This is a genomic window from Nocardiopsis salina YIM 90010 (genome assembly GCF_000341025.1).
GTDB lineage: Bacteria > Actinomycetota > Actinomycetes > Streptosporangiales > Streptosporangiaceae > Nocardiopsis > Nocardiopsis salina.
Genome location: NZ_ANBF01000024.1, coordinates 37513 through 51787, shown reverse-complemented (window position 1 = coordinate 51787; position 14275 = coordinate 37513). Strand labels below are relative to the sequence as shown.

Genomic DNA, 14275 nt, shown 5'->3' with positions numbered 1-14275 from the left:
ACGGTGAGGCTGGCGGTGGGAACCGTACCCACCGCCTCGGCCCACGCCTCGGGACCTCCGAGCTCGGCGGTCAGGTCGTCGGAGGACCCGGCCGAGCGGGTGTCGTTCCACAGCAGCGCGGGGCGCACGACCTCGCCGGTGGCGTCGACGGTGACCATGCCGTGCTGTTGTCCGGCCACGGCGACGGCCTCGACCCCCTCGAGAAGTCCGTCGGCCGCCTGCGTCAACGCCTCCCACCAGGCGTTCGGGTGGACCTCGGTCCCGTCGGGGTGCGGGGCCCGTGCCTCGCGGACGACGGCGCCGGTTGCCGCGTCGCAGATCACGATCTTGCAGGACTGGGTCGAGCTGTCGATCCCGGCGACGAGGGACATGTGGGGAGCTCCAGGGGACGGGGGTGGTGTCGTTCACAATCTATGCCGTGAACATCCGCCGCGAAAGCGCGGGTCCCGCGCATCGCACGCCCCCGACCCTCCCGGGCGCGGGCGCTGGGATCGCGGCTGTGCCTGCCGACCACTCCTCGCTCCAGCCGGCGGATCCCCGCCGTGCGGTGCCGCACCCGCCCCTGGTCGAGGATGGGCACGGCACCGCAGGTCAGGGAGCTCGATCCCTTCAGCCCAGGCAGAAGAGCAGGTCGCCGCCCTCCACCTTCTGCACCGCGTCCACCGCCAGGCGCGTGACCCGACCGGAGACGGGTGCGGTGATCGAGGCTTCCATCTTCATCGCCTCGATGGTGGCCACCGTCGCCCCGGCCTCGACCTCTTCCCCCTCCGACACCGTGAGGCTGACGGCCCCGGCGAAGGGTGCGGCCACGTGCCCCGGATCCGACTTGTCCGCCTTCTCGGCCGCGCGCACGTTCGAGGCCAGGGCGCGGTCCCTGATCTGGAGAGGGCGCAGCTGGTTGTTGAGCATGGCCACCACCGTGCGCACCCCGCGCTCATCGGCCTCGCTCACCGCCTCCAGCTCGATGAGCAGGCGCACACCCGGGGACAGGTCCACCGAGTGCTCCCCGCCCGCGGTCAGGCCGTAGAAGAAGTCTGCGCTGGACAGCACACCGGTGTCCCCGTAGACGGCCCGGTGTTCCTCGAACTCGGCGGTCGGCCCGGGGAAGAGCAGCCGGTTGAGTGTGGTCCGCCGTTCCTTGGCCAGCCCGGTGCGGTCCTCCTCGGACAGCTCCACCGTCGCCAGCTCCCCGGGACGCCCCTCGAGCGCCCGGGTGCGGAACGGTTCCGGCCACCCGCCCGGGGGCAGGCCCAGTTCGCCGCGGAGGAAACCCACCACCGAGTCCGGGATGTCGAAGCTGCCGGGGTCGGCCTCGAACTCCTCCGGCGAGACCCCCGCCCCGACCAGATGCAGCGCCAGATCACCCACCACCTTGGAGGACGGCGTGACCTTGACCAGGCGGCCGAGCATCCGGTCGGCGGCGGCGTACATGGCTTCCACGTCCTCGAAGCGCTCGCCCAGCCCGAGTGCGACGGCCTGCGTGCGGAGGTTGGACAGCTGCCCGCCCGGGATCTCGTGGTGGTACACGCGTCCGGTGGGTGAGGACAGACCGGCCTCGAAGGGCGCGTAGACCCGGCGTACCGACTCCCAGTACGGCTCCAGGTCGTTGACCGCGTCGAGGGACAGGCCGGTGGAGCGCTCGGAATGGTCGAAGGCGGCCACGATCGCCGACAGCGACGGTTGGGACGTGGTCCCGGCCATCGAGGACACCGCGCCGTCCACCGCATCCGCCCCTGCGTTGGCCGCGGCGAGGTAGGTGGCCAGCTGACCGCCCGTGGTGTCGTGGGTGTGCACGTGTACTGGCAGGTCGAACTCGCGGCGCAGCGCCGAGACCAGCTTGTCGGCGGCGGGTGCGCGCAGCAGCCCGGCCATGTCCTTGATCGCCAGCACGTGGGCGCCCGCGTCCACGATGCGCTCGGCCAGCTTCAGGTAGTAGTCCAGGGTGTAGAGCTTCTCCGACGGGTCGGACAGGTCGGAGGTGTAGCACAGGGCGACCTCCGCCACGGAGGTGCCGGTCTCGCGCACCGCCTCGATCGCCGGACGCATCTGCTCGACATCGTTGAGCGCGTCGAAGATCCGGAAGATGTCCACGCCCGTCTCCGAGGCCTCCTGCACGAAGGCGTTGGTCACCTCCTCGGGATAAGGCGTGTACCCCACGGTGTTGCGGCCGCGCAGCAGCATCTGCAGACAGATGTTGGGCACGGCTTCGCGCAGCGCGGCCAGCCGCTCCCAGGGGTCCTCGGCGAGGAAACGCAGCGCCACGTCGTAGGTGGCGCCGCCCCAGGCTTCCAGCGAGAGCATCTCGGGCAGGGTCTGCGCCACCGTCGGTGCCACGGCCAACAGGTCCTTGGTGCGCACTCGGGTCGCCAGCAGGGACTGGTGGGCGTCACGGAACGTGGTGTCGGTGACTGCCAAGCGGTCGGATCCGCGCAGCCACCGTGCGAACCCGTCCGGGCCGAGCTCCGCCAGGCGCTGACGCGCCCCCGCCGGCGGTGTACCCGCAGGTAGCGGCGGCAGTTTCGTCGCCGGGTCCACCAGTCGGGGGCGCTCCCCGTGCGGCTTGTTCACCGTCACGTCGGCCAGGTAGGTCAGCAGGCGGGTGCCGCGGTCCGCTGAGGGGCGGGCGGTCAGCAGGTGGGGGCGCTCCTCGATGAAGGAGGTCGTGACCCGCCCTGCCTGGAAGTCGGCATCGTCCAGCACTGCCTGGAGGAAGGGGATGTTCGTGGCGATGCTGCGGATGCGGAACTCCGCCACGGCTCGGCGGGCCCGGTTGATGGCCGTGGCCAGGTCGTGGCCCCGGCAGGTCAACTTCACCAGCAGGGAGTCGAAGTGCGGGATGATCTCGGTGCCCGCGGCCGAGGTTCCCCCGTCCAGCCGGATACCCGAGCCGCCGGGGGAGCGGTAGGCGCTGATGATCCCGGTGTCGGGGCGGAAATCGTTGGCCGGGTCCTCCGTCGTGATCCGGCACTGCAGAGCGGCACCGCGTACGTAGACACCTTCCTGGTGGATGCCGAGGTCGTCCAGCGTCTCACCCGAGGCGATCCGCATCTGGGACTGCACCAGGTCGACGTCGGTGATCTCCTCGGTGACCGTGTGCTCGACCTGGATGCGCGGGTTCATCTCGATGAAGACGTGGCTGCCGTCCTCGCCGACCAGGAACTCGACCGTTCCCGCGTTGAGATAACCGATCTGCCGGGCGAAACGGACCGCGTCCGCACAGATGCGTTCCCGCAGGTCGGGGTCGAGGTTGGGGGCCGGGGCCATCTCGATGACCTTCTGGTGGCGGCGCTGGAGAGAGCAGTCGCGCTCGTAGAGGTGCACGACATTGCCCGCGCCGTCGGCGAGGACCTGTACCTCGATGTGGCGCGGGGCGGTCACGGCGCGCTCCAGGAACACGGTGGGGTCCCCGAAGGCTGTGGCCGCCTCGCGCATGGCGGCCTCGAGCGCGTCGCGCAGTTCCTCCTGTTCCTGCACCCGTCGCATACCGCGGCCACCGCCGCCGGCAACGGCCTTGACGAACAGTGGGAAACCGATGTCCTCCGCCGTGGCCAGCAGGGCGTCGACGTCGTCGGAAGGGGCGCTGGACTCGAGAACGGGGACGCCGGCCTCGCGGGCCGCGTTCACCGCACGTGACTTGTCACCGGTCAGCTCCAGCACCTCGGCGGGCGGGCCGACGAAAGTGATGCCGGCCTGCTCGCAGGCGCGTGCGAGATCGGGGTTCTCCGACAGGAAGCCGTAACCCGGATAGACGGCGTCGGCCCCGGCCTCGCTCGCGGCGCGGACGATCTCGTCCACGGACAGGTAGGCGCGGACCGGGTGTCCGGGTTCGCCGATCTGGTAGGCCTCGTCGGCCTTGAGGCGGTGCAGGGAGTTGCGGTCCTCGTGCGGGAAGACGGCGACGGTGCGGGCACCCAGCTCGTATCCGGCACGCAGCGACCGGATGGCGATCTCGCTCCGGTTCGCGACGAGTACTTTGCGGAACATGCCGGCTTCCTCCTGGTCGTTCAGGTGTGCGGCTGAGGGACGGTCGGCGACGCTGCCGGGGCCGGTGGGAGATACGGATCATGGGCACCATAACCGCAGGGGCGGGGCGGCGACCGGACCGGGGTCAGTACGTCCGGATTCCCACTCGTACCTGCGCGGCGTAGGCGCCCGGGGTCGTCCCGAAGTGCTGCTTGAACACGCGACGGAAGGCGCCCGTGTTGGTGTAGCCGACCCGGTTGGCCACAGCGTCGAGTGTCGTACGCGACCGCAGCAGATCGGCCGCCGCCTCCATCCGGTTGCGGATCCGCCAACGCCTCAACGTCATCCCCGTCTCGCTGAGGAAGGCGCGCTCGACCGTGCGCGCGGAGACGTGGGCGGACTCGGCGAGCTCGTCGACGGAGCGGTCGTCGCCCGGGTTGAAGCGCAGGGTGCGGGCCACGGTCAGGGCAGCACGGGAGGTCGGCATGGGCAAGGCCGTGACGGAGGCCGGGCGTTCCTCGATGAGGGCGAGGATGCGGCGTGCGATGTTCACGTCCGGCCGGATGCGGCTGTAGGTCGCCTGCAGGAACCCCAGGAAGAGCGTGTGCAGGTCGCGGTCGACCCCGATGACGGCCGGTTCCGCCAGTGTCGTGGCGGTGGTGGCCGTGTCGAAGAACATCGGCAGGAGCACCGAGTTCTCGTGCAGGGTGAAGGCGTGCCGGGTGCCCGCCGGGATCCAGAGCGCGTGTCCGGTCTCCAACGAGCGGGGTGCGCCGCCGACCGTGAACTCCGCACTGCCGCGTGTCTGCCACAGCAGTAGGTGTTTGTCGTCCTCGCGGAGCCCCTCCAGCGTGACCGGGGGGAGATGGAGGTGCCCGGGCGGGCCCGCGTCCAGCCTGGTCTCCGGCGCTGGTGGTTTCAGCACGGTCCTCCCCGTCGCCCTTCTGTGTCCTGGCGCGAATTGCGCCCGTCTTGTCGGGAACTGCACTCCGATCGAGGTCAGGTTTGCCTAACCTATCCGACGGGCGTGCTGTGCTCGGCCGTGCTCACCTGCGCCCGCGGCCTCGAGCGCCTGCTTCCCGACCCCTGAAAGAGAACCAAGGTGAGGACACCATGACTGTCACCATGCCCGGTCGCCCATGGATGCTGCCCGCGGCCGCATCAGCGCTCCTGGTCGCGCTCGCGGGCTGTGCCTCGCCGAACGATGCGGGATCCGGGGACGGGGCCGGCGCCTCCGAACCGGGTGCGCTGCTCCCGGCGGCGGAGGGCGAGACGGAGTACCCGCTGACCTTGGAGAGGTGGGCGGGCGAATCCGTGGTCGAGGAGCGGCCGGAGCGGATCGCCGTCATCGGGTTCTCCCCCAACCTGGACTACCTGGAGGCGATGGGCGCCACACCCGTCTACACCACGGAGGACGAGCCGTGGGAGTGGAGGGACCCGGAGTGGGTGTCCGGGATCGAGCTCGTGGACTCGGCGACGCGCCACGACCCGATCAACTTCGAAGGGCTCGCGTCGACCGACCCCGACCTGATCGTCGCGTCCCACTTCCTCCAGGACGAGAGCGACTTCGACCGCCTGAGCGACATCGCCCCGGTCCTGGAGAGCGAGGAGCAGGTCCCCGGCGACCGGATCGACTGGCGGCAGACCCAGCGCACCATCGGCGAGGCGCTCGACCTCGGGACCGCGGCCGAGGAGGCGATCAGCGACGCCGAGGAGGAGATCGAGGCCGCGGCCGACGACCATCCGGACTTCTCCGGCAGGACGCTCACCATCGCCTACGACTACGTCGAGACCGGCATGGACTACTACACCGTGACCGACGGCACGGCCGAGGAGATCGTCGGACAGTTGGGGTTCGAGCCGAACCCGCTCGCCGAGGACTTCGTCGACGATCCGGGGGTCTCCGACGAACAACTGGCCCTGTTGGACGCCGACGTGCTCATCGTCTTCTACAACGATCAGGTCGGCCGCGAGGCCCTTGAGGAGATGGACCTCTTCCAGGCCCTCGACCCGGTCGCCGACGGACGTTACATCTCGGTCGTGGCGAACGAGGAGGACTCCGGGGCCAACGCGACGTGGGTGCTGCGCCGCGGCGCCAGCACGCTGAGCGTGCCGTGGGCCGTGGACGTGATCGCCGAGTGGGTCGACGGGGTAGACCTGCCGTGAACAGGGGACTGGTGAGCCCCGGTGTCCGCAGCGTCCCGGGGTTCCGGCGGGGCCTGGGGCTGTTGGTGCTCCTCGCGGCTCTGGTGGCGGCGGCCTCGGCCGGACTGGTGGTCGGGTCGAACCCCCTGGCGCCGGAGCAGGTGTGGCGCGGTCTGTTGCAGCCGGACGGTTCCGAGGGCTCGATCATCGTCTGGACGCTCCGTGTGCCGCGCACCGTGGTGGGGGTCCTGGCCGGCGCGGCGTTCGGGGTAGCGGGTGCGTTGATCCAGGCGCTCACCCGCAACCCCCTCGCCGACCCGGGCATCCTCGGCGTGAACGCGGGAGCGGGGTTCGCGGTCACGCTCGGCGTCGGCTTCTTCGGGCTGCCGAGCATCACCGGCTACGTGTGGTTCGCGTTCCTCGGCGCGGCCGCCGCGACGGTCCTGGTCCACCTGATCGGTTCGGCCGGCGGGGGCCGGGCCTCACCGGTCACGCTGGTCCTCGCCGGGGTGGCCCTGGGTGCCGTGCTGAACGGTTTCTCGACGTTCCTGACCCTGATCGACGAGGAGACCTTCCGGTCGGTCCGCAACTGGGGCCTGGGGTCGATCGCCCGGGTGAACCCCGACGACACCTTGGCTGTGCTGCCGTTCCTGGTCGCCGGGGTCCTCGTCGCCCTGGTGATCTCGGGCCCCTTGAACTCGATCGCTCTCGGCGACGACCTGGCCGCCTCCCTGGGCGTGCGGGTGACACGCACCCGCGTGCTCGGTGTCGTCGCGGTGACGCTGCTGGCCGGCGGTGCCACTGCGCTGACCGGAGGAATCGCGTTCGTGGGGCTCATGGTGCCGCACATCGTGCGCTGGTTCGTGGGACCGGACCAGCGGTGGATCATCGTCCACTCGGCGCTCGCCGCGGCGGTCCTGGTCGTGGTCGCCGATGTCCTGGGCCGGGTGGTCGTGCGGCCCGACGAGATGGAGGTCGGCATCGTCACCGCGGTGATCGGTGCACCGGTACTGATCGCGCTGGTGCGGAGGAAGAAGGCGAGCGGGTTGTGAATACGGCGGAGCACATCGGGGCCCGGCGGCCGGGCACGGCCCGCGTGGATCCCGGGTACACCACGCGCACACTGCGCACACGCTGGTGGTCTTTCAGGGTCGGCCTCAGGCGGCTGGCTGTCTCGGTGTTCCTCTTCGCGGCGGCCGTCTGTGCCGCCGTCGCGGCGATCGGGATCGGGGACTACCCGCTGACACCGCAGGAGGTCCTCGCGGCCCTCGCCGGGGGAGGGGAGAGCTTCCACCGGATCATCGTGATCGAGTGGCGTCTGCCCGTGACCGTCGCGGTGATCGTCTTCGGTGCGCTCCTCGGCCTGGGCGGGGCGATGTTCCAGTCCCTGACCCGCAACCCCCTGGGGTCTCCGGACGTCATCGGGTTCGACGCCGGCTCCTACACCGCCGTGGTCCTGACCATCATCGTCGCCGGGTCGAGCGAATACTGGTCCATCGCGGTCGCGGCGCTCCTCGGCGGGCTGGGCACGGCGTTCGTCGTCTACGTGCTCGCCTACAGGCAGGGCATCCAGGGGTTCCGGCTGATCATCGTCGGTATCGGTGTCTCAGCGGTGCTCGGCTCGGTCAACGCCTACCTGATCACCCGGGCCGAGATCGACGACGCGATGACCGTGGGTTTCTGGGGAGCCGGATCGCTCACCCGGGTCGCGTGGGACGGCATGGTTCCGTACCTGGTGATCGCCGCGACCGTGGTGGTCGCGGCGGCGCTGCTGGCGCCCGCGCTGCGACGACTGGAGTTGGGCGACGACACCGCCGTGACCCAGGGCGGGCGTCCCGGACCGGAACGGCTGGNGGCCGCCGGGCCGATCGGGTTCATCGCCCTGGTCGCCCCGCAGCTGGCCCGGCGCCTGACACGGTCCCCTGGGGTGAGCCTGGTGTCGGCCGCGGCGATGGGTGCGGCGCTGCTGGCCGGCGCGCACCTGATCTCGCTCTTCTTCGCCCAGGTGTACCGGCCGGTCCCGGTCGGCCTGATCACCGTGTGCTTGGGCGGCCTGTACCTGATCAGGCTCTTGATCCGGGAAACCCGCAAACAGGGCGGAGGGCACTGATGGGCCCGACCCACGACAACGCCAGAGAGAGGACGGCACCGAGGATGGACGAGGCCCACGTGCCCCGGAGAGACGGATCCGCGCCGGGAATGGAACGCCTCGCGGCCGTCGACGCGACGATCGGCTACGACCGGCGCACCGTCTCCGAACACCTGTCGGTCTCCGTGCCCGACGGGTCGTTCACGGCCATCATCGGCCCCAACGGATGCGGCAAGTCCACGCTGCTGCGCGCCCTGGGACGCGTGCTGCGCCCTGCCACCGGCCAGGTGCTCCTCGACGGTAGGGCGATCGATGCCTACGGGTCGAAGGAGATCGCCCGCAGGCTCGGTCTGCTGCCCCAGACCTCTCTGGCCCCGGACGGGATCCGCGTCGCCGACCTGGTCGGACGCGGGCGGGCGCCCTATCAGAACCTGATCCAGCAGTGGCGCGGATCCGACGAGGACGCCGTGGCGGCCGCGCTCGCCGCGCCCCGCCTGACCGAGCTCTCCGGCCGCCTGGTCGACGAGCTGTCGGGCGGCCAGCGCCAGCGGGTATGGGTGGCGATGCTCCTGGCCCAGCAGACCCCGATCATGCTGTTGGACGAACCGACCACCTTCCTGGACATCGCCCACCAGTACGAGCTGATGGAGCTGTTGCGGGGTTTTCACGACGAGGGCAAGACCGTCGTAACCGTCCTGCACGACCTGAACCAGGCGGCCCGCTACGCCGACCATCTCGTGGTCATGCGCGACGGGAACGTCGTCACACCGGCCCGCCGGCGCAGATCGTGACCGCCGAACTCATCGAGGAGGTCTTCGGCCTGCGTGCTCTGGTGGTGCCCGACCCGGTGACCGGGACCCCGGCCGTCGTGCCCCTCGACCCACGGACCGCTGCCGTCGACCCCCGGTGACCTCTCCGCGTCCGTTGCCGGGCGCGCGTGAACCCGCGGCGCGCCGGTGCAGCCGCCGGCGGGCCACGGGGTAGCGCGTGTCGCGCCGCTACTACCTACTATCCATGTAGGAAATGTGGTTTACTGCGTGGCATGGCAGACCGAGCACCGGTCCGGCGGCCGTGGCGGTCTCTGGCCTTCGACGAGCGCTGTTGCTGACCGGCCCACACCGGTACCGACGACCCACTCCACGAAGGCAGACGACCATGACCGTCGACGACACCGCCCACGCACCGACCCCGCTGACCCTGGAGCGCCTGTCCGCCCTGACCGCCCGGGTCGCCGAGGAGGTCCGCCAGGGCCTCCACGAGATCCGCTTCGACGCCGAGGACCGCTGGTCGGTCCGGCTCCACGCCGACGACCAGACCGACGTCTGGCTCATCTCCTGGACACCCGACCAGTCCACGCGCCTGCACGACCACGCCGGCTCCCTCGGGGCGCTGACCGTGGTCACCGGCGCCCTCGTCGAGCGGTACTGGGACTCCGGCCTGCGCGAACGCACCCTCGCCGATCACGAGGGCGGCGCCTTCCCGCTCGGTCACGTGCACGACGTCGTCAACACCGGCGCCGAAGCCGCGGTGAGCGTGCACGCCTACTCGCCGCCCCTGACCGCCATGCACTACTACGACGTCGGGCCCGACAACACCCTGCGCCGCACCTCGAGCGTCCTGACCACGGATCCCGAGCCGGACGTGCCCACCCTCGAGGACGTCCCGGACCGCGAGGAGGCACGGTGAGTGCCGTCGCCCACCTGCTCGAGCAGCGCCGCGCCCGGCTGGACCGGCTCGACCCGCACCGGGCGCGCGAGGCCCAGCTGGGCGGCGCCCTGCTCGTGGACACCCGGCCCGCCGTCAACCGCGAGGCCGAGGGGCACATCCCCGGCGCCGTGGTCGTCGACCGCAACGTCCTGGAATGGCGCCTGGACCCCACGAGCCCGGACCGCGGCCCCGAGGCCCACGCGCACGACCTGCACGTGGTGCTCTTCTGCAACGAGGGATACGCCTCCAGCCTGGCCGCGGCGCAGTTGCAGGAACTCGGCCTGACCCGGGCCACCGACCTCGACGGGGGGTTCCGCGCCTGGAAGGCCGCCGGGCTCCCCGTCACCGAGCCGGCCCCGGCCCCTTGACCCGGTGGCGGGGCAGCGCCGTCCCGCCACCGCACCGTCCCCCATCCGTCGAGGAGAAGGCACCACGCCATGACCGAGACACCCTCCACCCCCGAAGCCCCCGAAGCACGCCCGAAACGGCGCCTCAGCGAGGACTGGGCCGCCACCCTCACCGGCCTGGCGCGTTCACCAGTATCGGACTGGAGTTCGAGCTCGGGTCGCTGCGTGAGGCCGGCCGGCGCCCGATCGGGGTGTTCGCCTCGGCGACCGTGTTCAACCTGCTCCTGGGGCTGGCCCTGGCGGTCGTGCTCTTCCAGGGCTTCGTCTTCTGACCCGGGTGGTGCGCGTGTGGGCCACACCACGGTGAAGTAACGCAAAAAGGACTATTCCGACCAATAACCATGGATAGTCTCTGAACAGGCATGTCGGCCTGTGTGTCCCGGGTCGTCGCGCCCTGCGGCCGGCGCCATCGGCGCCACCGTGTACCCCCCGAGATCCTCCACCCTTTCGATCCCGAAGGAGTGCACATGCGCACCACCCCGCTCGCCGCCGGAGCCACGGCCCTGGTCCTGGCGATGACCGCCTGCGGCGCCCCCAGCGAACAGTCGGGCGGAGGGGACGGCGAGGACGGCCCGCTGCGCGTGGGTGTGAACCCCGTGCCGCACGGCGACATCCTCTCCTTCATCGACGAGAACCTCGCCGAGGAAGTCGGCCTGGAGCTCGACATCCAGGAGATCGCGGACTACAACACGCCCAACACGGCGCTGGTCGACGACGACCTGGACGCCAACTACTTCCAGCACAGGGAGTTCCTGGCCGAGTGGGAGGAGAACGGTCCCGACGCCGACCTGACCTATGTTACCGACGTCCACATCGAGCGGCTCGGCCTGTACTCGGAGGATGCCGAGGCGCCCGACGACATCGAGGACGGCGCCGAGATCGCCGTGCCCAACGACCCGGCCAATCTCAACCGCGCGCTGCGCATCCTCGAGACCGAGGGCCTGATCGAGATCGACGCGGAGGCCGGCGAGGGCGCCACCGAGAACGACATCACCGAGAATCCGCAGGACCTGGTCGTGACCCCGCTCGAGGCCGCCCAGCTCCCGCGGTCGATCGCCGACGTCGACGCTGCGATCGTCAACGGCAACTACGCGATCGAGGCGGATCTGGCCGAGGAGGCCAACGTCCTGGCTTGGGAGCCCGAGGGCGAGGACTACGTCGAGTCCTATGCCAACGGCCTCGTCACCCTGGACGAGAACGCCGATGACGAGCGTGTGCAGAAGCTGGCCGAGCTGATGCACGACGAGCGCGTGCTCGAGCACATCCAGGACTCCTGGGAGGGCGTGGTCCTGGGTGTGGACCCCGACGGCCGGGTCGTCGAGGGCGCCGACGACGAGGGGTAGTCCCTCACCGGAACCGCTGTTCCGGGCCCGGGGAGCACACCGCAGGGGTGCGTTCCCCGGGCCTTTCTGCGTCTGCGGGGATGCCCGATTTTGTGACGTGAACCACTCTGAGCGCATTCTCCATTAAAGCTACTTATTCAGTAGGGTTTACCTCGAACCCCGATCCGTTTCGAAGGACCCCCCGATGAGACAGCACAAGATCCTGCCTGCCGCCTCGGCCGCCCTCTCCGTGACGCTGACGGTCACCGCGTGCGTGGGAGAGGGGGACGGGGGCGGTGGAGACGAACTGCGGCTCGGTTATTTCCCCAACGTCACCCACGCGCCGGCCGTGGTCGGGGTGGAGGACGGCATCCTCGACGAGGCGCTCGGGGGCGTCGAGCTGAACACCCAGACCTTCAACGCCGGCCCGGACGCGATCAACGCCCTCTTCTCCGGTGAGGTCGACTCGGCCTTCCTCGGCCCGACCCCCGCCGTCAACGGCTGGTCGCAGTCGGGCGGCGCGCTGCACATCATCGCCGGGTCCACGTCCCGGGGCGCGGGCCTGGTCGTGGACGAGAGCATGGAGGGAATCGACGACCTGCCCGGCTCCACACTCTCCACGCCCCAGCTCGGCAACACCCAGGACGTCGCACTGCGCTGGTTCGCGCGCGACCAGGGCTGGGACGTCGACACCGAGGGCGGGGGAGACCTGTCGGTGCTGCCCCAGGAGAACTCCGACATCGTCAACGCCTTCGGCGCCGGCGAGATCGACGGAGCCTGGGTTCCCGAACCCCACCTGAGCCGCTTGCTGGTCGAGCTCGAGGGTGAACTCCTGCTCGACGAGGCCGACCTGTGGCCCGTGACCGACGGCGAGTTCGTCACGACCCACCTGATCGTCGATGCCGACTTCCTGGAGGGCAATCCGGAGGCCGTAGAGGACCTGCTGCGCGGCCATGTCGAGACCGTCGACCGGATCAACGACGACCCCGAGGCCGCCCAGGAGTCGACCATCGCCCACCTGGAGTCGCTCTCCGGCGGCGGCCTGAGTCCCGAGGTCGTCGCCTCGGCCTTCGACAACGTCACCTTCACCGTCGATCCCGTCGCCCCCTCCCTCCAGGGTGGAGCCGATCACGCCGAGGCGGTCGACATGCTCGAACCGGTCGACCTCGAAGGCATCTATGCCCTGGACCCGCTCAACGGGGTCCTCGCCGAGGCGGGGCAGGAGGAGGTCGAGGGCTTCTAGGGGCACCGCAGGTCCGCGAGCCGTATCCATGCAGTGTGTTGTGGCACACGTTCTGCGGGGGTCACCCTCCTCCACGCGGATCGTCCCGAAGTCGGGTGCTCCCCACGTTCCATCCCTCTGGCCTGCACCTTCGGCGCGGAGAAGGTGCGGCCCGGCAGGGCGCCCGCCCGGGTTTAGCGGACCCCGCCCGGGCGGGTCGCCCGGCCGCCCTGGTTCCACAAAACCTACTTCTTAAGTAGAGTTTCTGGTGTTCCACCGAGCAACCCCGACGAAGGATCGCCCCAGCATGCGTGTGCTCCCGCCCCGAGCCCCAGGGCCTGTCCGGCAGAGGCCGGCCAACTCGCGGAGAGCCGCGTCCCACGGCAAGACCCTGTCGGCGGCCCTGGCCCTGACGCTGGTCACAGCCGCGTGCGGGACGGCCGATGCAGCCGACCCCGACGGTTCCACCTTCACCCTCGGCTACTTCCCGAACCTCACCCACGCCCCCGCGCTCGTGGGGGTGGAGGACGGGACCCTAAACGCTGCCCTGGGCGAACACGTCGATCTGGAGACCCAGACCTTCAACAGCGGGCCCGACGCCGTCAACGCCCTCTTCTCCGGCGAGATCGACGCGGCCTTCCTCGGCCCGACCCCCGCCGTCAACGGCTGGCACCAGTCCGAGGGGCAGGCCCTGCAGATCGTCTCCGGGGCCGCCACCCAGGGCACCGGCCTGGTCGTGCGCGACGACATCGAGACCGTCGACGACCTGCCCGGCTCCACCCTGGCCACGCCCCAGCTCGGCGGAACCCAGGACGTCGCGCTGCGTTGGTTCGCCGAGGAGCGCGACTGGGACGTCGACTCCGCGGGCGGCGGCGCGATCTCGGTCATGCCCCGCGAGAACCCCGAGACCCTCGATGCCTACCGCAACGGCGACATCGACGGCGCATGGCTGCCCGAACCACACCTGAGCATGCTCCTGGCGGAGGACGACTCACACCTCCTGGTGCACGAACCCGACCTGTGGCCCGAGACCGACGGCCAGTACGTCACCACGAACCTCGCCGTGGGTTCGGAGTACCTGCGCCAGTACCCCGAAACCGTGCGGGACTTCCTGCGCGGCCACGTCGAGACCGTGGACGGGATCAACGACGACCCCGAACGGGCCCGCGAGACGGCCAACGCCCACCTCGACGACATCAGCGGAGGCCGCCTCGACGAGGAGCAGGCCGACGCCGCCATCGACAACATCACCTTCACGGTCGACCCCGCCGGGCCCTCCCTGGAGACCGGGGCCGAGCGCGCCGCCGAGATCGATCTGCTCGAACCCGTCGACCTGGACGGAATCTACGCCCTCGACCCGCTCAACGACGTCCTCGCCGAAGAGGGCCGTGAGCCGGTCGCCGGGCTGGAAGGGTAGGCC

At 70.6% G+C, this 14275-nt stretch carries 12 protein-coding genes and 1 pseudogene (1 of these 13 cut by a window edge); 10 read left to right on the top strand and 3 right to left on the bottom strand.

Features of this window, described 5'->3' with window-relative positions; genetic code table 11:
• The 3 genes from D474_RS0102810 to D474_RS0102800 form a co-directional block, all read right to left on the bottom strand.
• Window positions 1-371 carry part of the coding region annotated (locus D474_RS0102810; RefSeq protein WP_017612082.1) for an FGGY family carbohydrate kinase on the bottom strand (this coding region is incomplete at its 3' end). Its footprint begins 143 nt before the window's first position, so 371 of the 514 annotated nt are shown.
• Window positions 372-609: 238 nt separating this feature from the next.
• Entirely contained in the window at window positions 610-3984 is a 3375-nt protein-coding gene (locus D474_RS0102805) for a pyruvate carboxylase (protein ID WP_017612081.1), read from the bottom strand.
• 124 nt (window positions 3985-4108) lie between these two features.
• Window positions 4109-4888: an AraC family transcriptional regulator gene (locus D474_RS0102800; RefSeq protein WP_017612080.1), complete on the bottom strand. Its 780-nt coding sequence runs from the start codon at window positions 4886-4888 to the stop codon at window positions 4109-4111.
• A gap of 188 nt (window positions 4889-5076) precedes the next feature.
• Here D474_RS0102800 and D474_RS0102795 point away from each other — a divergent pair, with 188 nt between their 5' ends.
• From D474_RS0102795 to D474_RS0102750, 10 genes and pseudogenes are all read left to right on the top strand, one after another.
• Window positions 5077-6129 (top strand): ABC transporter substrate-binding protein, encoded by a 1053-nt coding sequence (locus D474_RS0102795; protein ID WP_026118115.1) that lies wholly within the window; start codon window positions 5077-5079, stop codon window positions 6127-6129.
• Window positions 6126-7160 carry a FecCD family ABC transporter permease gene (locus D474_RS0102790; RefSeq protein WP_017612078.1) on the top strand — a complete coding sequence of 345 codons (1035 nt, stop codon included), beginning with the start codon at window positions 6126-6128 and terminating at the stop codon, window positions 7158-7160. The genes D474_RS0102795 and D474_RS0102790 overlap by 4 nt, the downstream gene beginning before the upstream one ends.
• The gene (locus D474_RS0102785; RefSeq protein ID WP_017612077.1) at window positions 7157-8218 is read left to right on the top strand and encodes an iron chelate uptake ABC transporter family permease subunit; all 1062 of its coding nucleotides are present in this window, start codon (window positions 7157-7159) and stop codon (window positions 8216-8218) included. Before D474_RS0102790 ends, D474_RS0102785 begins: the two co-directional genes overlap by 4 nt.
• An 89-nt stretch (window positions 8219-8307) precedes the next feature.
• Window positions 8308-9107: pseudogene (locus D474_RS27425) on the top strand (ABC transporter ATP-binding protein).
• 245 nt (window positions 9108-9352) lie between these two features.
• Window positions 9353-9883: a cysteine dioxygenase gene (locus tag D474_RS0102775; RefSeq protein ID WP_017612075.1), complete on the top strand. Its 531-nt coding sequence runs from the start codon at window positions 9353-9355 to the stop codon at window positions 9881-9883.
• Window positions 9880-10272: a rhodanese-like domain-containing protein gene (locus D474_RS0102770; protein ID WP_017612074.1), complete on the top strand. Its 393-nt coding sequence runs from the start codon at window positions 9880-9882 to the stop codon at window positions 10270-10272. The genes D474_RS0102775 and D474_RS0102770 overlap by 4 nt, the downstream gene beginning before the upstream one ends.
• On the top strand, window positions 10269-10583 hold the full coding sequence (locus tag D474_RS33120) for a hypothetical protein (RefSeq protein WP_083931718.1): 315 nt from the start codon (window positions 10269-10271) through the stop codon (window positions 10581-10583). Before D474_RS0102770 ends, D474_RS33120 begins: the two co-directional genes overlap by 4 nt.
• Before the next feature lie 195 nt (window positions 10584-10778).
• Entirely contained in the window at window positions 10779-11654 is an 876-nt protein-coding gene (locus tag D474_RS0102760; RefSeq protein ID WP_017612073.1) for a MetQ/NlpA family ABC transporter substrate-binding protein, read from the top strand.
• 184 nt (window positions 11655-11838) lie between these two features.
• Window positions 11839-12876, top strand: a complete 1038-nt coding sequence (locus D474_RS0102755; RefSeq protein WP_017612072.1) for an ABC transporter substrate-binding protein — start codon at window positions 11839-11841, stop codon at window positions 12874-12876.
• A 286-nt stretch (window positions 12877-13162) separates the two neighbouring features.
• Complete coding sequence (locus D474_RS0102750) at window positions 13163-14272, top strand: ABC transporter substrate-binding protein (protein WP_017612071.1); 1110 nt, start codon at window positions 13163-13165, stop codon at window positions 14270-14272.
• The last annotated feature ends 3 nt before the right edge of the window (window positions 14273-14275 follow it).